This is a genomic window from Allopusillimonas soli (genome assembly GCF_004153445.1).
Lineage (GTDB): Bacteria > Pseudomonadota > Gammaproteobacteria > Burkholderiales > Burkholderiaceae_B > Allopusillimonas > Allopusillimonas soli.
Map to the genome: position 1 here is coordinate 115,040 of NZ_SDQC01000004.1, position 20,022 is coordinate 135,061.

Sequence of the window (20,022 nt, forward strand, 5' to 3'; positions counted from 1 at the left end):
AGGCAGCATCCGGTTACCGTGCCCCGTGCCGGCCCGTGCGCGTCGCGCCATAACATGTCATAGTTGCTTTCTACACTCGGATATTTCCAGGTTGCTGTCATGTACGATTCCGACGACTCTCTTTCCTCCACGCTGTTGCCGGCGGTCATTCCTTTCGCAAGCTACACCGATGCGCGACAAGCGGTGCGGCGCCTGGTCGAAATCTATGATCGCAATACAGCCTTTATTCGCGACGGATTTGCCAACTACCTGTCGCAGGGCCCTTCCGGGCGCCGCGTGCGCGCGTACTACCCGGCGCTGCGCATACGCGTGAGCACCTACCAGGAAGTGGACAGCCGACTGTCTTACGGCCATGTTGTCGAGCCCGGCATGTACGTCACCACGGTGACTCAACCTTCGCTGTATTACGACTATCTGCTTGAACAGATCAGCTTGCTGCTGCGCAACCATGGCGTGCCTGTTGAGGTAGGCGAATCAGACATGCCGATTCCTGTTCACTTTTCCTTTGTGGACGGCAAGTATGTCGAAGGGGTGTACTCGGATTCGCTGCTGGGCGAAGCCATGCGCGATCATTTCGATGTGCCGGACCTGGCCGTCACAGATGATGCCATCGTCAACGGAACCTGGATCGGTAAACACGGCGAGGCGCAGCCTTTGGCGCCCTTCACCGCGCCACGCATCGACTACTCCCTGCACAGGCTGCAGCACTATACCGCCACGGCGCCCGAGCATTTCCAGAATTTTGTGCTTTTTACCAATTATCAGTTCTATGTCGATGAGTTCTGCAACTGGGCGCGCGATACGCTCGCGCGCGGCGAAGGCGGCTATACCGCATTGGTCGAACCCGGCAACCGCATCACCGTGCCGGGGCCGAGCCAGCAGCCTTCGGGCATGCCGCTGAGCCGCATTCCCCAGATGCCGTCCTATCATCTTGTGCGTGAGGGGCATGGCGGCATTACCCTTATCAACATTGGCATAGGCCCAGCCAATGCCAAGACCATCACCGACCATGTTGCCGTGCTCCGACCCTCCGCTTGGCTGATGCTGGGCCATTGTGCCGGCCTGCGCACTACGCAGCGACTGGGTGACTATGTGCTTGCCCATGGCTACGTCAGGCAGGACCATGTGCTGGACGATGATCTGCCCATTTGGGTTCCGGTGCCCCCGCTGGCGGAGATCCAGGTGGCGCTGGAACAGGCTGTGGCCGATGTCTCGGGCTTGTCGGGCTGGGAGCTCAAGCGCATCATGCGCACCGGCACGGTGGCATCGACCGACAATCGAAACTGGGAACTGCGCGATAACGCCGAGCCCGTTCGCCAGCTGTCGCAGTCGCGCGCAATTGCCATGGACATGGAGTCGGCGGCCATTGCTGCCAATGGTTTTCGCTTTCGTGTGCCTTATGGAACGCTGCTGTGCGTATCCGACAAGCCGCTGCATGGCGAACTGAAGCTTCCAGGCATGGCCAGCGACTTCTATCGCAAGCAAGTGGGTCAACATCTGCAGATCGGCATCCGGGCACTGGAGTTGTTGCGCGACATGCCGCGTGAGCGGCTGCACTCGCGCAAGCTGCGCAGTTTCATCGAGACGGCATTCAAGTAGCACACGCAAAAATAGCGCACCGCATATGCTGGAAAATCGATTTCATTCATGGCTGCCCCGGGCAGCCATTTGGAGCGCAATGCCATGAAGAAAATCTATCTGGCCGGTTACGACGTATTTCGGCCCGACGCCATCCAATGGGGTGAAACGCTGAAGGATCTGTGTGAGAAATATGGATTCGAGGGCTTGTATCCGCTGGACAACCATGCGCCCAGGCATCTGGCGGGCCAGGAACTGGCGCGTTGGATATGCCGGGAAAACCTAGGCATGCTGCGTAGCGCCGACATCATCATGGCCAATCTGAATCCGTTTCGTGGCGCCGAACCGGACTCGGGCACCGTATTCGAGGTGGGATATGCCGTGGCGCTGGGAAAGTCTGCCTGGGTGTATACGGAACAAGGCGACCCGCTGGTGAAGCAGGTGGCTGTGACGCGCGTGCCCGGGGGCGGGCCGCATGCCGATGAGCAAGGCTACAACGTGGAGGATTTCGGGCTCAATCTGAACCTGATGATCGCCTGCTCGGCAACCGTGGTGGTGGGCTCGGTGGAGGACTGTCTGGCCAGGATGGCGGGGCATGCGGCCTAGCCATATACCAGTTGCTTGAAGAACAGCGTTATTTCGGGCACGTAGGTAATCAGCATCAGGCAAGCCACCACAACGCCCACAAAGGGCAGCAGGGGCCGGATCAGCCGTTCAATAGGCAGGTCGGCCACGGCACATGCGGCGAAGAGATTGACGCCGAAAGGCGGGGTGACCATGCCCAGCGCCAGATTCACAACCATGATCACGCCGAAATGGGCAGGGTCCACGCCGAACTGCATGGCTACCGGCAGCAGCAGCGGCGCCAGCACGACGATGGACGCCGATGTTTCGATGAACATGCCAATGATGAAAAGTGCAGCATTGATACCCAGCAGGAAAGCGTACTTGTCATGGAAGACGGTGCCCAGCCATTCGCCCAGTGCTGTCGGCACGCCTGCGCGGTTCAGCAGAAAGCCGAAAACCCCCGCATTGGCAATGACGAACATGATGACCGCTGTTGAAATAATCGAGCGGTGCAGTACGGCCGACAGCGACTTGATAGTGAGCCTGCGGTAAATGGCGAAACCCACCACAAGCGCGTAGACCACGGCCACGGCCGAGGCTTCCGTGGGCGTGAAGACGCCGCCGTAGATGCCACCGAGAATGATGAGCGGCATGAGCAGCGCCAACCATGCGCGCTTGAAGGCTGGCCAGAGGGCAAGGCGCCCTTCGCCGTCACGCTTGCCATATCCGTGACGGCGCGCATACAGCCATACATACAGCATGAGCGCGCCGCTGATGACGATACCTGGACCGATGCCCGCGATGAAAAGCTCGCCGACGGATGTGTCGGTTGACACGGCGAACAGAATCATGGGAATGGAGGGCGGAATGATGACCCCCAGTTCGGCGGCGGAAGCCTGCAGCGAGGCAGCGAATGGCTTGGGATATCCGTGCTTGACCATTGCAGGGATCAGGATGGCGCCCACCGCGAACGTGGTGGCGACGCTGGAACCCGCGACGGCCGCGAAAATCATGCACGTGAGCACACAGCTGCAGGCCAGGCCGCCCTGCATGCCGCCGACCACGCTTTTCGCAAAGTCGACCATGCGCTCCGAAATGCCGCCTGCTTCCATCAGATTGCCTGCGAGGATAAAGAAGGGCACCGCGACAAGCGGGTACTTGTCGAGCGAAGCGAATATTTGTTGCGCAATGACTAGCAGCGTCAGGTGGCCGTCGTAGAGCACGCCGGTGATGCTGGCCAATCCAATGGACACGGCGACGGGAATGGACAGCCCGAAAAACACCAACATCGAGATGACCATCAGTTGCGACATGCAATCACCGTATTGAGAATGTAAGACGCCGCCCGGGTGCGGCTGTTGCGGCGGATGTGGATGGGCCGGTGCATGATGCTCAGATCACGGTGTCGTCGACGACGGTATCGCGCGGCCCTTCCGCCCAATGTGCGAGCACAGCCAAGATGGCCAGCCCCATGCCGATGGGGATGGCGAGATAGATCCATGAAATGGAAATTCCGAGGCTGGGCGTGGTCTGGAAGCGCACCCGCCAAGTCATCATGATGCTGATCCAGGTCATGAAACCAAGAAATCCGACGCAAACCGCCATGATGAAATGTTCCAGCCAGCGCTTGTTGCGCCCTTTCATCAGGCCGTGGAGTACTTCGACGCTAAGCATGGCGCCATGACGAAAGGCGATGATGACACCCAGCATGACGGTCCAGATCAGCGAGGCCCGCGTCCAGGCCTCGCTCCAGTCTGCGGGAGACTCCAGGACAAAGCGCGTGATGACCTGATAGAAGCCCGCCGCCACCGAAGAAAGCAGCAGCAGCTGGGCCAGGACCGAGACGAAGCGGAACAGGGTACGGTCCAGACAGCGGAACAAGGTCACGGCGATGTCCTGAAGTGGGGGCGCGCGGCCCTTATTGCGTATTGCGGATGGATTCGACCAGTTCCTTGCCGAACTGCTTGTAGTACTGCGGGTATACGGGTTCCACCGCCTTGACGAAAGCAGCATGATCCACCTTGTTGACCTGCATGCCTTCCTTCTTGACTTCCTCGATGCCGCTTTGCTCTATGTCATCCACGTACTTGCGCATGGCGACAGCAGCCTCGTGCCCCGCCTTCTTGAACAGGGCCTTGTCGCCGTCCGACATGCCGCCGTAGGCGCTGGGCGACATCAACACAAGCGCGGGGCCGTACACATGCGCCGTGAGCGACAGATATTTCTGCAACTGGGGTAGTTTGGCCGAGACGATAACAGACAGGGGATTCTCCTGGCCGTCTATGGTGCCCTGCTGCAAGGCTGTAGCCACCTCGGGCCAGGCCATGGGTGTGGCCAGCACGCCCAACTGGCGGAAGGCGGCAATATGAATGGGGTTTTCGGTCGTGCGGATCTTCAGCCCCTTGGCGTCTTCGGGCGTAACCACCGGCCGCACATTGTTGGTGAGATGGCGGAAGCCTTGCTCGCCCCAGGCCAGTGCAATCAGGCCACGCTTAGGAAATGCCTCAAGCATCTTCTGGCCTATGGGGCCGTCCAGTACTTTGCGTGCATGGGCCAGGTCGCGGAACAGGAAGGGAATGTCGAACACGCCGGTTTCGGGTACGAAGTTCAGCGTGGCGCCGGTGGATACGATGGCGACGTCTATGGTGCCGAGTTGCAATCCCTCAATGACTTCGCGTTCGCCACCCAGGGCGCTGTTGGGGAATTGCTCGATGGTGTATTCGCCCTTGCTGCCGTTCTGCACGGTCTCGGCAAAAGCCTTGGCGCCTGCGCCGTAATGTGAGCTGGTGGACAGCGCATACGCCATCTTGAGTTTGGTGGCGCCCAGCGCGGGACCCGCAGCGAGCATGCCGGCGGCGGATAGTGCCAGCAACCATTTGGTTAATTTGTTATTACGCATTCTTCCCCAATTCCTGTGCATGAAAAATCAACGTTGTGTTTTACCCGAATCCGCATATGGCGCAAATTGGGGTTTTCCTAACGGCTAGTCTTCGACATACCATGTGTCTTCCGACAGCATGACCTGCTGATGCCCGTAGCCCGCGGGCATCATGGGAAAACAGTTCTCCAGCGCCTGGACGGCCACATCCAGGAAGTAAGGGCCATCATGCGCGAGACATTGCCCCAGCGCCTCGTCGAGGTCGGCGGGATTCTCGATGCGCGCCGCGCCCCAGCCGAAGGCCCGCGCCAGCGCGACGAAATCGGGAATGGAGGCATTGTAGCTGTGGCTGTACCGGCCATCGTGAATCAGTTCCTGCCACTGGCGCACCATGCCCATGTGCCCGTTGTTGCAGAGGATCACCTTGATGGGCGTGCGATGTTGCATGGCTGTTGCCAGCTCCTGGATGTTCATGAGTATGGAGGCGTCGCCGCTGATGCACACCACTGTCTTGTCTGGATGCGCAATCTGCGCGCCGATGGCGGCCGGCATGCCGTAGCCCATGGTTCCCGCTCCACCGGAAGTCAGCCAGCGGTTGGGGCGGTTGAACTTGATGTATTGCGCCGCCCACATCTGGTGCTGGCCAACGTCGGTGGCGACGATGGCGTCGGTGCCCTGCAGCGCGTTGTCGATTCGCTGCATGAGTATCTGCGGCAGGATATGCTCTGCCGAGGGCGCCACGCGCAGGCACTGCCTGGCGCGCCACACGCCAATCCGGGCCCACCATTCATCCAGCGATTCAGCCGCGCGGCCCGGCAGGCCCAGTTCCTTGCCCAGCGCGCGCAGCAGCGGATAGCAGTCACCGACCATGGCCACGTCTGCACGCACGACTTTGTTGATGGACGCCGGATCGATGTCGAGATGGATCTTGCTGGCGTGTGGGCAGAAGTCCGACAACCGGCCTGTGATGCGATCGTCGAAGCGCGCTCCCACGCAGACGATGAGATCGGCGTGGTGCATGGCAAGGTTGGCCTCCAGCGTGCCGTGCATGCCGAGCATGCCCAGAAACAGAGGATCGTCGGCCGGAAAGGCGCCCAGCCCCATGAGCGTCAGCGTGCAGGGTGCGCCCAGGTCCTGCACCATTGACGTGAACGCATGGCAGGCGTCGATGCCCGAGTTGACCAGCCCGCCGCCGCCGTAGAAGACCGGCCTGCGCGCGTTGGCAATCAGGCTCGCCGCCCTTTTTATGGCGGCCTCGGTCGTCGGATTCTGGGTTTCCACGCCTATGGGCGCGTCATCCGCTATGGCCGCGCCCGGCGCGAAGTCCGGCACAAGACCTATCTGGATGTCCTTGGGAAAGTCCAGCAGCACGGGTCCGGGGCGCCCTGCGGTGGTGAGGTGATATGCCTTGGCAGCCAGTCCCGCCACATCCTCGGTGCGGCGTATCTGCGCGTTCCATTTGGTGACGGGACGCGAGATGCCAATGGCGTCGCACTCCTGGAATGCGTCGGTGCCGATAGCGCCAGTCGCAACCTGACCGCTGATGCACAGCACGGGAATGGAATCGCAAAGCGCGTCCAGCAGGCCCGATGTGGTGTTGGCCATGCCTGGGCCTGACGTCACAATGACCACGCCGGGCTTGCCGGTGGACCGCGCATAGCCTTCTGCCGCGTGGACGGCGCCCTGTTCGTGACGCACCAGAACATGCCGGATGCGCGGCTCGCTGTACAGCGCATCGTACAGCGGCAGAACGGCGCCCCCCGGATAGCCGAAAATGGTGTCCACTCCCTGGGCGATCAGGGTTTCGAGCAGGGCTTGTGCCCCGTTGCGGGTGAGCGTGTCGGTTACGGTATTCACTGGTCGTGCTTCAATTTATATAAGATAGCAGTTTACTGAAAGTGTATTCCTTATTTTTATTGGCGGCCTTCGGCACAACTCATGACGCGCAACTCCCTTCCCTGGCATATAGTCAAGAAATCCACGCTTCACGGTACCGGCGTATTCGCGGCGCGGAATATTCCCGCAGGCACACGCATTATCGAATACGGCGGCAAGCGCATCACCAGCGAGCAGGCCGATGCCATGCACCCGGTTAATCCGGATGATCCCTTCCATACGTTTTTTTTCTCGCTCAGCAGCGGGGAAATCATTGATGGTGGAGACCATGGCACCGATGCGCGCTGGATCAACCATTCCTGCAGCCCCAACTGCGAGGCCCAGGAAAACCGTAGCGGTAAGAAGGTCTATATCCACGCCCTGGAGGATATCCCCGCCGGCACTGAGCTCTTCTACGATTACGGGCTGGTCATGGAGGGCCGCATTACGCGCAAGCTGAAGGAACAGTACCGCTGCCTGTGCGGCACGGCCGCCTGTCGCGGCACAATGCTTGCCTTGCCCGAGAAGGCGGCAGCCGGCAAGCGTGTAAAACGCGCCAAGGACAAGGAACAGAAAGGCGCCAAGCGTGGCGAGGACAAAGTGGGCCGCAAGGGCAAGGCGAGTGGCAAGACCGAGGCGGGCGCTGGAACCAAGGCAGACGGCAAAAAAACCAAGGCGAACGGTGACAAGAAGGGCAAGCGCGGCGATCCGAAGCGGGGTTCCGGCGGCCAGCCGCCAGCCGAGCGGCGAGCCGAGGGAAAGCGCGAGAGAAACGGTGCCCGGAAGCGCCTGGGCACGCCGGACGTTTCGTGAGTGGCCTGAGCTCGCCCCGCTTACCGCGGGCATCATGCCGTCCCTGCCTGCTGCTGCCACGGGCCGGGCAGCCCCATTGCCGTGAAACCGCCGTCCACGGCAATGATCTGGCCGGTGACATAGCTTGATCGCGATTCGTCCATCAGCCAGCCGACGGTGCCGCGCAACTCGTCGGGCCGGCCATAGCGCCGCAGCGCCACGCGGGATTCCCAGGTGCTGCGCACCTCGGGCGTATGTACGACTTGCGTCAGCGGCGTTTCGATCGGACCGGGCGCGATGGCGTTTACGCGTATGCCGTGCTGGGCCAGTTCCACCGCCATGACCTGGGTCATGGTGACGACGCCTCCCTTGGAGGCGCCATACGCCACGCGGCCCTGGTTGCCACGCATGCCGGATACCGATGCAATGAAGATGATGGAGCCCGCCTGACGCGCCCGCATATGACGCGCGGCGGCACGCGCCACGACGAAGGAGCCGATGACGTTCACTTCCAGTATCTGGCGGAAGATATCGACCTCCGTATCCAGGCACGGAATATCCCGGGCAATGCCTGCGGAATTCACGACGCCCACAATGGGTCCGAATGCAGCTTCGCAGTCCTGCACGATCTCGCTTATGGCCGTTTCGTCGGTCACATCCGCCTGGGCGAACCGCAGCATGGATGTGTCCGCCGCGAGCATCTCACGGCGCGCGGCATCAATGCGGTCGGGCTGTACATCTATTCCCAGTACGCGCCAACCCTCGTCCAGCAAGCCTTGGGCGAGCGCCTGGCCTATGCCCGACGCGCCGCCTGTCACGATGACTACGCCTTTGTCCTGTGCTGTCATGTCCGTTCTCCTCCGATCCTGGCGGCCTTGCCGCCCTGCTCCGCCGTGCGCATGCGGGTTACGGCAAGGCGACTTCGCTATCGACCACCCATTCCTCGATGACCGCCTCGACCGTCATGCAAGCGGGATTGCGCCCACTGGCGAAGCGGCCCGCGTGAAAGCGGCCTTCCATGTCCATGACGATACCGGTCAGGTGCGCAGCGGGGTTGCCTTGGTCGTCACAACTGATTTCGCCGTTCATGTTCATGATCTCGATGGCCGGTCCCTCTATCTCCATGGTGCCGCTTTCGCCGAACTCCAGACAACAATGTGCGAGGCTGCCCACGCTGCTGCGCACGATGGCCCGCTTCAGGCGGTGCTCGATGGCTGTTTTTTCCAGACTTTGCACCAGATCCTCGTTGGGGTGGATGCGAATATAGAATATGCGGCTGGTGTGGCCTTGTTCCATAGTATTCATCTTTATGCCTCGCAGTAACTGGGTTGGAATACGGGCGTCCTGATTTCCGGGTCCACACCTATGACCAGATCCATGTGCCCCAACGCACTGATATAAGCGACGCCGTCCTCGGCCAATATGCAGGCCTCGGTGAGGAGATGGCCGCCGGTCAGCCGACCGGACTGCGTGACTGCCAGGCCGTGGCAGTGGATGGCAAGCGCTCCCTGGCCGTTGGTTCCCACAGTGGCGCCGGCGCCCACCAGCAGGGTGGGCTCGTCGACATCCACGGGTGTCGTATAGTTGGCAACTTGCTCGGCTCCTTGGGTGTGGGTGATAAGGAAATAGCGCAGATGGCTGAATGTGGCGCGCTCGATATTCAGGGACGCGGCGCGCAGTTGCATCGTTTGCATGGCAACGGTCACACCCTCGTACAACGAGGCATGGCGCGGCAGCACAATGCGCCAGGTTTTTTGGTTCCGGCCCGCCAGCACGTCGCGCCGGTTCGGGGCGACGGGGCCTGGATGCTTGAGCAGCGGCACTGCGGATGATGATGTCATCGACATTGACTCCGTGATCGGCCATCGGGGTGGCGATGGCTGGTGCGGAAGGCACGCGCGACACCGTGTATGGCCTTGCGCGGTTTTCCGCCCGTGTCATTGGAAACTTGGGCGCGGGTATGCCCTTTACGCTTGTGTGGTCAGCGATCCCCTTTTCAGTAGTTCCTGGTAGATGATTTTCTTGGTGATCTTTCCGTAGCCGGACTTGGGCAGTTCCGGCCAGATGAAAATCTGGCGCGGATGCTTGTAGCGTGCCACATTTCCGTCCAGCCATGCCTGGAATGCGTCCGGGTTCCATTCGGCGTCATCCCTGAGCACACCGACCATCACCCCGATTTCTCCCCATTTCGGATCCGGCACCCCCAGCACGCAGACTTCCTTGATCAGTCCGCAGGTAAGGATTTTTTCCTCGATCTCGCGCGGATAGATATTGGATCCCCCCGAGATATACATATCGGACTCGCGCCCGGTAATGGTCAGGTAGCCTTGCGCGTCCAGCCTGCCCAGATCGCCCGTCCGGAACCACCCGTTGCGAAAGGCCTTGCGGTTCGCTTCAGGGTTGTTGTAGTAGCCGGCGAACACGGCGGGGCCGCATACGCAGATTTCCCCTTGTTCGCCTGGCGGGAGCGGCTTGCCGTCGGCGTCCTGGATGGATATCTCAATGCCGGTGCGCGCGTGGCCGCAGGTACCCAGGTGCGGCATGGCGCCGTCGTCCTCATGATGCTCGTCGGGCGGCAGCACGGTGATGTTGCCCGTGACTTCGCCCAGGCCGAAGTACTGGACCAGAACGGGCCCCAGTTTGCGCAGGGCCGTCTGCTGGTCGGCCCGGTACATGGGGGCACCGGCGTAGATGATGTATCGCAGCGAGCTGTGGTCGTGTCGATCCACGCTCTCATGCTCCACCATCAGCTTCAATATGGTGGGTACGGTGAAGAAATTGCTGATGCGGTGGCGGGCGATCGCTTCCCAGGCTGCCTCGGGGCTGAATCGTGGCTGGGTGGAGAATATCGTGGCCGCGCCGCGCGCCACCTGCGTCAGGTAGTGAATGCCTGCGCCGTGCGAAAGCGGCGCCACGACCAGGCTGGCATCGCGCCAGGTCGTGCCGGGCATGAGGTCGCACAGGTGGTTGTTGATGACGAAGGCCATTTGCCCGTGCGTGAGGACAGCGGCCTTGGGCTTTCCGGTCGTGCCCGAGGTAAAGAAAAACCAGCAGGGATCGTCATAGTCGACGCGCTGTGCCGAGTGCGATACGCCGCCGCGGGCGATGCGCGCATCGATCAGGACATCGATACCGGGCGCTTGCGGCGTGCCCGGGCCGCCCAGGCTGGCCACCAGTTTCAGGCCGGGCAGCGTCGTGGCCAGGCGGGCGTGGTCGGGAAAATCCACATGGCAGGTGAAGGCGCAGACACCGGCGCTTTGCGCAAGATACTCGGCCTCTTCCGGCGTGATCCGGAAATTGGTGGGCACCCACACGGCGCCAATGCGAAAGCAGGCCAGCATGATCTCGATCTGCTCCCTGCAGTTCGAGGCATGGGTCAGAATGCGATCACCCTTGCCCAGCCCCGCGTCCTGAAGCACCAGGGCCAGGGCCTGGATGCGATGGTCCAGTTGCGCCCAGGTGGTAACTGTATCGTCGACGATAAGTGCGGGGCGGTCAGGCAGGCGAGCGGCAGCCTGGCTGACAAAAGTGGCCAGATTCATCACCCGCCGCGAGACGGGCGTGATGAGATGTGTGGCCGCTGCGGCGTGCGTCATTTCATGCGCTCCAGCACGCTGACATAATTTGCGACGGCAGCGCCACCCATGTTGAAGACGCCGGCCATCGTTGCGCCTGGGATCTGCATGTCGCCAGCCGTATCCGTAAGCTGCATGCAGGCCATGACGTGCATGGATACGCCAGTGGCGCCCACGGGATGGCCCTTGGCCTTCAGCCCTCCGGAGGGATTCACTGGCAGGCGGCCATCTTTCTGCGTGATTCCTTCGCGTACCACTCTATGGCCCTGGCCGGGCTCGGCCAGTCCCATGGCTTCGTATTCGATAAGCTCCGCGATGGTGAAGCAGTCGTGTGTTTCCACCAGGCTGAGATCATCCAGCGTGATGCCTGCCTGGGACAGTGCCTGGCGCCAGGCGCGTGCTGCGCCTTCGAATGCGATGGGATCGCGTCGGCTGAGCGGCAGAATGTCATTGACGTGCTGGCGCGCCTTGAACGCGATGGCGCGGCGCATGTTGGCGGCCGTTTCCTCGTCTGCCAGAACGATGGCTGCCGCGCCGTCCGACACCAGGGAGCAGTCTGTGCGGCGCAGTGGTTCGGCTACATAGGGGTTTTTCTCTGAGACTTCGTCGCAGAATGCCACGCCCAGGTCCTTGCGCAACTGCGCATAGGGGTTGGCGACGCCGTTGCGATGATTCTTGGCGGCAATGACGGCCAGCTCATGGCTGCGATCGCCATAACGAGAGAAATACGCGCTGGCAATCTGGCCGAATACCCCTGCGAAGCCGCCCTTGATGTCCGCCTCCTCCTTTCGGTAGCTGGCGTTGAGGAGAATATCGCCGATCTCCGCATTCGGCCGCGTCGTCATTTTCTCGGCGCCGACCACCAGGGCAATGCGGCCGCGCCCCGATTCAATGAAGTCCATGGCTGTGTAGAGCGCAGCGGACCCCGTGGCGCATGCATTCTCAAGCCGCGTGGCCGGTACATGGGCCAAGTCGGGATCGGCCAGTGCGACCAGTGCGCCTTGAAAATCCTGTTTCTGAAAGCCATTGTTCATGACGCCCACATAGATGCCGTCGACATCCTTGCCTGTGATGCCCGCGTGCGCAAGTGCGGCGCCGGACACCTGCGCCATGAGCGTTTCGGTGTCTGGCTCCATGAGTTTGCCGAAGGGAATGTGGGACCATCCCACGATCATTGCCTTGTTCATTGTCTCGTCCTGTTTGCTGTAAAGGGTGGTTGCGGGTTGGCATTCAGGCGGCGAAGTCCTGGGGTAATCCGCCTCGCCGCAACGTTTTCTCCAGTTCGTCGGTTTCCTTGCGCAGCAGGTGGAAAAGCGCTTGCTCTCGTTCGGCCGACATGCGGCTTTCCACCGTGGCCACGCTGAAGGCGCCGATGACACGCCCATCGGGACCGCGGGCGGCGACGCCTATTCCCCACGAGCCCTTGAGTACCATGCCCGGATTGACGCTATATCCTTTTTCGCGTCCGGCGCGAATCAGGTCGTGGAAGATTGCGCGGCTGTAGTGGGGGTAGTTTCGGGTGATGTCATCCATGTTCTGGTCCAGGCAGGCCTGCGCTTCGTCGTCGTCCAGTGCGGCCAGCATTGCCTGGCTGCCCCCGCCCACCCCCAGGGGATGACGGTCGCCAGCCTGCAGAACATGGGACTTGAGCGGATAGCTGCCTTCCTCGCGCATGAGACACAGCGCATGCCACCCTTGCCGAATAGAAAAAAACGCGGCGTCGCCGGTTTCGGCGGCAAGGCGCCGCACGGGCTCGGCGACCATGTTGTGCAGACCATAGCGATCCGAGGCCACCAGGCCGAGCGCATAGCATTCCGCGCCAAGGAAATAGCGGCGCGTCTGTGTATCCTGCTGGGCCAGGCCTTCGTTGATGAGAGCGGCGATAAGGCGATGCACGGTAGATTTGGTCAGGCCTGTTTGTGCGCAGATGGCGGATAGAGAGCGACCCTCACGACGGCCGCCGGCTATGCATCGCAGAACCTTGAATGCACGGTGTATGGCCTGGGTGCCCGAGATGCGGCCCACTGGCGAGGCCGCGCCGCTTTGTTCCATGTTGTGGACCTTTTTATAGCTGGATTTTGTCTTCCTCATGTGGATTCTACGTATCCACCGCGTATTGTCAACGGATTCGTGCTTACCCTTAATTTTTCTTGTTCCACAAGATAGAATTTGCATATACAATCAAAACCGCTATCCTACGGCGGCCTGCGCTTCCAGGCCCCGCACCGCACAGTGGCAGCATGTCCAACCGCAATCAATAAATAGGCCCGGACAGGGTCAAGGAGACAAACATGAAGCTTTCCCGTCGCTCATTCATGCTCTCGACGGCTGGCGTCGCGGGCGCGGCCCTTATCGGCGCCCCCATGCAGTCGGCATTTGCTGCCAAGAAGTTTCGCTACAAATACGCCAACAACCTGCCGCCGTCACATCCCATGAACAAGCGTGCGGAGGAAATGGCCAAGAACATCGAAGAAGAGACCGGCGGCGCATTCAAGCTGCAGGTGTTCCCGAGCAGCCAATTGGGTTCAGATACCGAGACCCTCAATCAACTGCGTTCGGGCGCGGTGGAGTTCTTTACCTTGTCTGGACTGATACTCTCGACCCTCGTCCCGCCCGCCGCCATCAGCGGCATAGGCTTCGCCTTTCCCGACTACGACACGGTCTGGAAGGCCATGGATGGCGACCTGGGCGCCTATATCCGCCGCGAAATCGAAAAGCATGATCTGGTCGTCATGGAAAAGATCTGGGACAACGGTTTTCGCGAAGTCACGACCAGCACCAAGCCCATCGAATCGCCCGACGATTTCAAGGATTTGAAAATCCGCGTGCCCGTCAGCCCGCTCTGGACCTCAATGTTCGAGGCGCTTAAGTCGGCGCCCACCAGTATCAACTTCAACGAGGTGTATTCCGCGCTCCAAACCAAGGTCGTGGATGCACAGGAAAATCCGCTCGCGATCATCCAAACGGCCAAGCTGTACGAAGTGCAGCAATACTGCTCCCTCACCAATCATATGTGGGATGGCTTCTGGTTCCTGGGCAACAAGGCTGCGTGGGACCGTCTGCCCAAGGAAATCCAGGCGGTGGTCACCAAGCACATCAATGCGGCAGGCATGCACGAACGCGACGATGTGCATGCGCTGAACGACGAGCTGCAGAAAAAGCTGACCAGCGAAGGCATGAAGTTCAATAGCCCCGACACGAAACCCATCCGCACCGTCCTCAAGGACGCAGGCTTCTATGCGGAATGGAAGAAGAAGTTCGGTGATGAGGGCTGGGGCATACTCGAAGGCGCTGTCGGCTCCCTCACCTGAGGAGGGGGCATGGCATCCCACGCAAGCGTACAAACGCCGGGCGCCGCGGGGGCGGCCGGCATGCGGCACGCATGGATAAGGCGCCTGGATTCCTTTCTCGGGCATCTGATTGAAGTGCCTGTGGCCATCCTGGTGATTGCCGAGGTGGCCATTCTGTTCTCCGGCATTTTCGCCCGCTACGTCCTGAATACGCCGTTGGTGTGGTCCGATGAACTGGCTTCGCTGCTGTTTCTGTGGCTGGCCATGCTGGGCGCCGCGGTGGCGTTCCGGCGTGGCGAACATATGCGCATGACGGCCTTCGTCAACCGCGCCAGTCCGGGCGCGCAGGCTTTTCTGCAGGTCTTTGCGATTTCCGTATCGCTGGTCTTCGTGCTGCTCATCCTTGTGCCGAGCTTCGACGCCACCATACAGCAGAAAGTCATCAGCACCCCCGCCATGGGAATCAGCCTGGCCTGGCGCACCGCCGCGCTGCCCACAGGCCTGTGCTTCATGACGGTGTTTGCCTTCCTGCGGCTGATCGAAGTGTCGAACTGGCGTCTGGTGGCCAAGACGCTGCTGCTGATTGTCGCCATCGGCCTGGCGCTATACGCCATGTCGCCGTGGTTCGAGGATCTGGGCAATTACAACCTGCTTATCTTTTTCGTGGGGCTGGTGGCGCTGGGCGTGTTTGCCGGCGTCCCGATTGCCTTCTCCTTCGGCATCGCCACATTCGCCTATCTTTCGTTGGCCACGTATGTGCCGGTCACTGTGTTGGTAGGGCGCATGAACGAGGGCATGTCCCATCTCATCCTGCTGGCGGTGCCGCTGTTCGTGTTCCTCGGGCTGTTGATTGACATGACCAGCATGGCGCACAAGATGGTGTCATTTCTGGCCAGCCTGCTTGGGCACGTGCGGGGCGGCCTGTCCTATGTGCTGGTGGGCGCCATGTATCTGGTGTCAGGCATATCGGGTGCCAAGGCGGCCGACATGGCCGCCATTGCACCTGTGCTGTTTCCCGAGATGAAGCGGCGCGGCACGGACGAAGGCGAGCTGATCGCCCTGCTCTCCGCCACCGGCGCCCAGACCGAGACGGTGCCACCCAGTCTTGTCCTCATCACCATCGGCTCCGTGACCAGCGTTTCCATTACCTCGTTGTTCATAGGCGGCCTGGTACCCAGCGCCGTACTGGGCATCATGCTCTGCATCGTGGTGTGGTACCGCAATCGCAAGGTGGATCTCGGCCATGTCGAGAAGCAGCGGGGCAGTCAGATATTCAAAAGCTTTGTCATCGCCTTTCCCGCCCTGACGCTGCCCTTCGTGATACGCGCCGCTGTGGTCGAAGGCGTAGCCACGGCAACCGAAGTGTCCACCATCGGCATTGTGTACTCCTGCATCATCGGTATTTTCGTCTACCGCTGCTTCGATGTGCGCAAGCTATATCCCATTCTGATCGATACCGCCATACTTTCAGGCGCCATACTGCTGATTATCGGCACGGCCACGGGCATGGCCTGGGCGCTGACGCAGTCGGGGTTCTCCGGCGATCTGGCCGACTACATGGCAACGCTGCCGGGCGGCGCATTTACCTTCTTCTGCGTGTCCATCGTTACCTTTATCGTGCTGGGCAGCGTACTGGAGGGCATCCCGGCCATCGTGCTGCTGGGTCCGCTGCTGTTCCCCATTGCCGAAGAGTTGGGCATCAATGATGTGCATTACGCCATGGTGTCCATACTGGCCATGGGCATAGGCCTGTTTGCGCCGCCGTTCGGCGTCGGTTATTACGCCGCCTGCGCCATCGGGCGTGTGGCGCCCGACAAGGGCATAAAACCCATCATCGGCTACCTGTGCTCCATTTTTGTCGGGCTGCTGCTGGTGGCCGCCATTCCATGGCTGTCCACGGGTTTTCTTGACACCAAGTAAGCCATGGAAAAGGGAAAACTCACCGATCGCGTCGCCCTGGTTCTGGGCGCGGGCTCGGTGGGCGAGGGATGGGGCAACGGTAAGGCCGCCGCCGTGTGTTATGCGCGGCAGGGCGCCTTTGTTGTCGCGGTTGACTTGAATGACGGCGCCGCGGCGGAAACCCGCGACATCATTCTTGCCGAGGGCGGGCGGGCCGAGTCATGTCAGGCTGATGTCACGTGCTCCGACCACATTCGAGACCTGGTGGCGGATCTGGTCGAACGCCATGGCCGGCTGGATATCCTGCATAACAACGTAGGCATGGCGCGCATGGGCAGTGTCACGGAGCTCAGCGAGACGCAATGGGACCAGGCCATGGATGTGAACCTGAAAAGCGCATTCCTGGCCTGCAAGCATGTGTTGCCGGTGATGCAGCAGCAGCGGCGCGGCGTCGTCACGAACATATCGAGCCTGGCTGCCATCCGCTACACGGGCTATCCCTACCCCGTCTACTATGCCGCCAAGGGCGGCCTGAACCAGCTGACGGTTGGCCTGGCGCTGGAATATGCCGCCAGCGGCATCCGCGTCAATGCCATCATGCCCGGGTACATCGATACGCCGCTTATCTACAAGGATATTTCGGGGCAATATGCCAGCAAGGAAGAGATGGTGGCTGCGCGCAATGCCCGTTGTCCCATGGGACGCATGGGCACTGCGTGGGACATAGCCCATGCCGCCGCCTTCTTGGCCTCGGACGATGCGCAGTACATCACGGGCGTCTGTTTGCCGGTGGATGGCGGTGTTCACATGAGCACTGCCTGATCCGCGGCGCCCAGAGCCTCGCTCGCGTTGCGGCGAGGCTGCGGTCGCGGGGCTCAGAATGCGGGCTCGTCGTCTTCCGGCGGCATGGAAGCGGTTTTGGCAGCTTTTTTCACCGCTGTTTTCCGGGCCGTTTTGCTTCCAGAGGTTTTCTTTGCAGCCGCCTTGCTGGCCGACTTCTTCGCCGCCGTCTTGCCGGCGGCTTTCGTTGCGGTTTTGCCGGCGGCCTTGGAGGCCGTTTTCGATGTCGCCTTCGATGTGGTCTTCTTGGCTGCCGTCTTGCCCGCCTTGGCCGGCCTGGGCTCGAACTCGAAGCCAATCTTGCCGTTCTCCTGCTTGACGAGATAGGCTTTGAACTTTCGGTTCGTGCGGCTGGATACAAACCCTTCCAGCAGGTCCGTTCGGCCTTCGGAAAGCAGCTTGGACACCTGCTCAGCGGAAATTTCCTGCTGCAGGATCATCTTGCCGGTGCGGAAGTCGCATGTCTTGTCCGGCCCCACTGATTTCTCGCACACGTAGTTCATGCCGTACTCGAACACCTTGTGCCCGCATTTGGGGCAGGTGCCCACCGGCGTTTGGCCCGAAAAGTCGACGGGTTCGGTGTCCTCGTCGTCCTTCTGGCCAAAGTCGAACTCCAGCTTGTAATCGTCGGTGATGCGAAGCAGAGCCGCGAAAGGCCGCCCCATCTTGCTGATAAATCCAGGCAATGGTCCGAGTTCACGCCGTGACAGCAGCTCTTCCACCTCCTGGATCTCGAAGGTGCGTCCGCCCGGATGCTTGCCGATGGAGAAATCGCATTGTGTGCAGGCATAGCGGCGGTAGTTCTCCTTCACCACGCCGCCGCATTTCGGGCAGGGCGTGCGCAGGGTGGCGTAATCGCCGGGCACGGTGTCGCGCTCGTATTCCTTTGCACGCTTGACGATCACCTGGGTCATCTGGGCGATTTCGCGCATGAAGGCATCACGGTCCAGCTGTCGCTGCTCGATCTGCTTCAGCCGATGTTCCCACTCTCCGGTCAGCTCGGGCGAAGTCAGTTCGCTGACATCCAGGCCTGAAAGCAAGGTCATGAGCTGGCGTGCTTTGGCGCTGGGCACCAGCTCACGCCCTTCGCGCCGCAGGTAGCCTTCGTTAAGCAGGCCTTCGATGATGGCGGCGCGGGTGGCGGGGGTGCCTAGCCCGCGCTCGGACATAGCCTCGCGTAGCGCCTCGTCGTCCACCAGCTTGCCGGCGCCTTCCATGGCCGATAGCAGCGTGGCTTCGGTGAAGCGGGCCGGCGGCTTTGTGACCAGGCCGCGCGCCTCGATATCTTCGGTGCGCACGGCTTCTCCATCAGACACCGGCACAAGGCTCCCGTCTTCCTGCTGGGCTTCGCGGCCGTAGATGGCCATCCAGCCCGGCGACACCAGCACCTTGCCTTCCGTTTTGAAATGGTGACCAGACACCTCGGTGATGCGCGTCGTGACGCGAAACTCGGCTGCCGGGAAGAACACGGCCAGGAATCGTCGCGTCACCAGCTCGTAGATCTTGCCTTCGGCATCGCTCAATTCGCGCGGGATCTGCAGCGTGGGAATGATGGCGAAGTGATCCGAGATCTTCTTGTTGTCGAAGATGCGCCGGTTGGGGCGCACCCATTTCTGCGCGCAGACAGTCTTGGCATGCGGCTGCACGCTGGCCGCCGCGCTGGAGCCTCCCGCGGCCAGGGCTTCCATGGTCTGCTGCACGGTGCCGAGATAGTCTTCGGGCAGGTAGCGGGAGTCGGTACGAGGATAGGTGAGCGCCTTGTGGCGTTCATACAGGGTCTGGGCCAGCGCCAGCGTGGTCTTGGCCGAAAAGCCGAAGCGGGAGTTGGCTTCGCGCTGCAGCGAGGTCAGGTCGAACAGTGCGGGGGAGGACTGCGTCGTAGGCTTGGATTCCTCGGTAACGATGCCTGGCCGTTCGCGGCAGGCCGCCACGATGGTTTGCGCCGCCGCTTCGGACCAGAGGCGGGACTCGCGCTTCTCGGAATCGCGTTCGTCGCGGGCAAACTGGGGATCGAACCAGCGCCCTTCGTAAAGGCCAGCGGCGGCTACGAACGTGGCATGCACTTCCCAGTAATCGCGCGGCACGAACTGGCGGATGCGCTCCTCGCGCTCGTTCACAATGGCCAGCGTGGGGGTCTGGACCCGGCCCACAGGTGTCTTGAAGAAGCCGCCGTCCTTGCTGTTGAAGGCTGTAAAAGCGCGCGTGCCGTTGATGCCCACCAGCCAGTCGGCCTCGGCCCGCGAGCGGGCGGCGGCTTCCAGCGGCTTCATCACTTCGTCGTCGCGCAGATTGGCAAAGGCCTCGCGAATGGCCGCCTGCGTCATGGACCGCAGCCACAGGCGTTTGATGGGTTTTTTAATGCCGGCATATTGCACGATATAGCGGAAAATCAGCTCGCCCTCGCGTCCCGCGTCGCAGGCATTGATGACGGCGCCCACGTCCTTGCGCTTGAGCAGCTTGACCAGCAGTTTCAGCCGTTCGGCCGAGCGCTTGTCCGCCGGCCCGAGCTCGAACTGGGGCGGGATGACCGGCAAATGGGTGAAAGTCCATTTTCCGCGCACCGGATCGTTGGGGGCAACCAGCGTCAGGAGGTGCCCGATGCTGGAAGCAAGTACGAATTCTTCGCTTTCGAAGTAATCGCCCTGGCGGGTAAAACCGCCCAACGCGCGGGAAATATCCAGCGCGACAGACGGTTTCTCGGCAATAATCAGCGTTTTAGTCATGTAAT

General features: G+C 61.3%; 16 protein-coding genes and 1 pseudogene. 6 read left to right on the top strand and 11 right to left on the bottom strand.

What is annotated here, in order from left to right:
• Positions 1–99: 99 nt before the first annotated feature.
• Both ERD78_RS13400 and ERD78_RS13405 read left to right on the top strand, forming a co-directional pair.
• Positions 100–1,599: an AMP nucleosidase gene (locus ERD78_RS13400; RefSeq protein WP_129969828.1), complete on the top strand. Its 1,500-nt coding sequence runs from the start codon at positions 100–102 to the stop codon at positions 1,597–1,599.
• 84 nt (positions 1,600–1,683) lie between these two features.
• Complete coding sequence (locus ERD78_RS13405; protein WP_129969829.1) at positions 1,684–2,184, top strand: nucleoside 2-deoxyribosyltransferase; 501 nt, start codon at positions 1,684–1,686, stop codon at positions 2,182–2,184.
• Here ERD78_RS13405 and ERD78_RS13410 read toward each other — a convergent pair.
• The 4 genes from ERD78_RS13410 to ilvB all read right to left on the bottom strand — a co-directional run bounded on the left by ERD78_RS13410 (position 2,181) and on the right by ilvB (position 6,880).
• Positions 2,181–3,458 carry a TRAP transporter large permease gene (locus ERD78_RS13410; RefSeq protein ID WP_129969830.1) on the bottom strand — a complete coding sequence of 426 codons (1,278 nt, stop codon included), beginning with the start codon at positions 3,456–3,458 and terminating at the stop codon, positions 2,181–2,183. The genes ERD78_RS13405 and ERD78_RS13410 overlap by 4 nt on opposite strands.
• 79 nt (positions 3,459–3,537) lie before the next feature.
• Positions 3,538–4,032: a TRAP transporter small permease gene (locus tag ERD78_RS13415; protein ID WP_245152471.1), complete on the bottom strand. Its 495-nt coding sequence runs from the start codon at positions 4,030–4,032 to the stop codon at positions 3,538–3,540.
• Positions 4,033–4,063: 31 nt separating this feature from the next.
• The gene (locus tag ERD78_RS13420) at positions 4,064–5,044 is read right to left on the bottom strand and encodes a TRAP transporter substrate-binding protein (protein WP_129969832.1); all 981 of its coding nucleotides are present in this window, start codon (positions 5,042–5,044) and stop codon (positions 4,064–4,066) included.
• An 84-nt stretch (positions 5,045–5,128) separates the two neighbouring features.
• Positions 5,129–6,880 carry a biosynthetic-type acetolactate synthase large subunit gene (ilvB, locus tag ERD78_RS13425; protein ID WP_129969833.1) on the bottom strand — a complete coding sequence of 584 codons (1,752 nt, stop codon included), beginning with the start codon at positions 6,878–6,880 and terminating at the stop codon, positions 5,129–5,131.
• A gap of 81 nt (positions 6,881–6,961) precedes the next feature.
• Here ilvB and ERD78_RS20040 point away from each other — a divergent pair.
• A pseudogene (locus ERD78_RS20040) lies at positions 6,962–7,426 on the top strand (SET domain-containing protein); the annotation flags it as partial.
• A gap of 317 nt (positions 7,427–7,743) precedes the next feature.
• Here ERD78_RS20040 and ERD78_RS13435 read toward each other — a convergent pair.
• The 6 genes from ERD78_RS13435 to ERD78_RS13460 form a co-directional block, all read right to left on the bottom strand.
• Positions 7,744–8,538 carry an SDR family NAD(P)-dependent oxidoreductase gene (locus tag ERD78_RS13435; protein ID WP_129969835.1) on the bottom strand — a complete coding sequence of 265 codons (795 nt, stop codon included), beginning with the start codon at positions 8,536–8,538 and terminating at the stop codon, positions 7,744–7,746.
• A gap of 58 nt (positions 8,539–8,596) precedes the next feature.
• Positions 8,597–8,995, bottom strand: coding sequence for a PPC domain-containing DNA-binding protein (locus tag ERD78_RS13440; protein ID WP_129969836.1), 399 nt, complete (start codon positions 8,993–8,995; stop codon positions 8,597–8,599).
• Between the two features lie 2 nt (positions 8,996–8,997).
• Positions 8,998–9,531, bottom strand: a complete 534-nt coding sequence (locus tag ERD78_RS13445; protein ID WP_129969837.1) for a PPC domain-containing DNA-binding protein — start codon at positions 9,529–9,531, stop codon at positions 8,998–9,000.
• A gap of 126 nt (positions 9,532–9,657) precedes the next feature.
• Positions 9,658–11,286 carry an acyl-CoA synthetase gene (locus ERD78_RS13450; RefSeq protein WP_129969838.1) on the bottom strand — a complete coding sequence of 543 codons (1,629 nt, stop codon included), beginning with the start codon at positions 11,284–11,286 and terminating at the stop codon, positions 9,658–9,660.
• Positions 11,283–12,452 carry an acetyl-CoA acetyltransferase gene (locus tag ERD78_RS13455; protein ID WP_129969839.1) on the bottom strand — a complete coding sequence of 390 codons (1,170 nt, stop codon included), beginning with the start codon at positions 12,450–12,452 and terminating at the stop codon, positions 11,283–11,285. Before ERD78_RS13455 ends, ERD78_RS13450 begins: the two co-directional genes overlap by 4 nt.
• A 43-nt stretch (positions 12,453–12,495) precedes the next feature.
• On the bottom strand, positions 12,496–13,356 hold the full coding sequence (locus tag ERD78_RS13460) for an IclR family transcriptional regulator (RefSeq protein ID WP_245152472.1): 861 nt from the start codon (positions 13,354–13,356) through the stop codon (positions 12,496–12,498).
• Between the two features lie 200 nt (positions 13,357–13,556).
• Here ERD78_RS13460 and ERD78_RS13465 point away from each other — a divergent pair, with 200 nt between their 5' ends.
• The 3 genes from ERD78_RS13465 to ERD78_RS13475 are packed head-to-tail and all read left to right on the top strand — an operon-like array spanning position 13,557 to position 17,276.
• Entirely contained in the window at positions 13,557–14,576 is a 1,020-nt protein-coding gene (locus tag ERD78_RS13465) for a TRAP transporter substrate-binding protein (protein WP_129969840.1), read from the top strand.
• Between the two features lie 9 nt (positions 14,577–14,585).
• Complete coding sequence (locus tag ERD78_RS13470; RefSeq protein WP_129969841.1) at positions 14,586–16,475, top strand: TRAP transporter large permease; 1,890 nt, start codon at positions 14,586–14,588, stop codon at positions 16,473–16,475.
• Positions 16,476–16,478: 3 nt separating this feature from the next.
• Positions 16,479–17,276: an SDR family NAD(P)-dependent oxidoreductase gene (locus ERD78_RS13475; protein ID WP_129969842.1), complete on the top strand. Its 798-nt coding sequence runs from the start codon at positions 16,479–16,481 to the stop codon at positions 17,274–17,276.
• A 53-nt stretch (positions 17,277–17,329) separates the two neighbouring features.
• Here ERD78_RS13475 and ERD78_RS13480 read toward each other — a convergent pair whose 3' ends face one another.
• On the bottom strand, positions 17,330–20,017 hold the full coding sequence (locus ERD78_RS13480; RefSeq protein ID WP_129969843.1) for a DNA topoisomerase III: 2,688 nt from the start codon (positions 20,015–20,017) through the stop codon (positions 17,330–17,332).
• Positions 20,018–20,022 lie beyond the last annotated feature (5 nt).

Excerpts from the sequence above, each read along its gene's own strand:
- ERD78_RS13400 (WP_129969828.1), top strand. The coding sequence starts at position 100 with ATGTACGATTCCGACGACTCTCTTTCCTCCACGCTGTTGCCGGCGGTC.
- ERD78_RS13405 (WP_129969829.1), top strand. The coding sequence starts at position 1,684 with ATGAAGAAAATCTATCTGGCCGGTTACGACGTATTTCGGCCCGACGCC.
- ERD78_RS13410 (WP_129969830.1), bottom strand. The coding sequence starts at position 3,458 with ATGTCGCAACTGATGGTCATCTCGATGTTGGTGTTTTTCGGGCTGTCC.
- ERD78_RS13420 (WP_129969832.1), bottom strand. The coding sequence starts at position 5,044 with ATGCGTAATAACAAATTAACCAAATGGTTGCTGGCACTATCCGCCGCC.
- ERD78_RS13435 (WP_129969835.1), bottom strand. The coding sequence starts at position 8,538 with ATGACAGCACAGGACAAAGGCGTAGTCATCGTGACAGGCGGCGCGTCG.
- ERD78_RS13440 (WP_129969836.1), bottom strand. The coding sequence starts at position 8,995 with ATGAATACTATGGAACAAGGCCACACCAGCCGCATATTCTATATTCGC.
- ERD78_RS13445 (WP_129969837.1), bottom strand. The coding sequence starts at position 9,531 with ATGACATCATCATCCGCAGTGCCGCTGCTCAAGCATCCAGGCCCCGTC.
- ERD78_RS13450 (WP_129969838.1), bottom strand. The coding sequence starts at position 11,286 with ATGACGCACGCCGCAGCGGCCACACATCTCATCACGCCCGTCTCGCGG.
- ERD78_RS13455 (WP_129969839.1), bottom strand. The coding sequence starts at position 12,452 with ATGAACAAGGCAATGATCGTGGGATGGTCCCACATTCCCTTCGGCAAA.
- ERD78_RS13460 (WP_245152472.1), bottom strand. The coding sequence starts at position 13,356 with ATGAGGAAGACAAAATCCAGCTATAAAAAGGTCCACAACATGGAACAA.
- ERD78_RS13465 (WP_129969840.1), top strand. The coding sequence starts at position 13,557 with ATGAAGCTTTCCCGTCGCTCATTCATGCTCTCGACGGCTGGCGTCGCG.
- ERD78_RS13470 (WP_129969841.1), top strand. The coding sequence starts at position 14,586 with ATGGCATCCCACGCAAGCGTACAAACGCCGGGCGCCGCGGGGGCGGCC.
- ERD78_RS13475 (WP_129969842.1), top strand. The coding sequence starts at position 16,479 with ATGGAAAAGGGAAAACTCACCGATCGCGTCGCCCTGGTTCTGGGCGCG.
- ERD78_RS13480 (WP_129969843.1), bottom strand. The coding sequence starts at position 20,017 with ATGACTAAAACGCTGATTATTGCCGAGAAACCGTCTGTCGCGCTGGAT.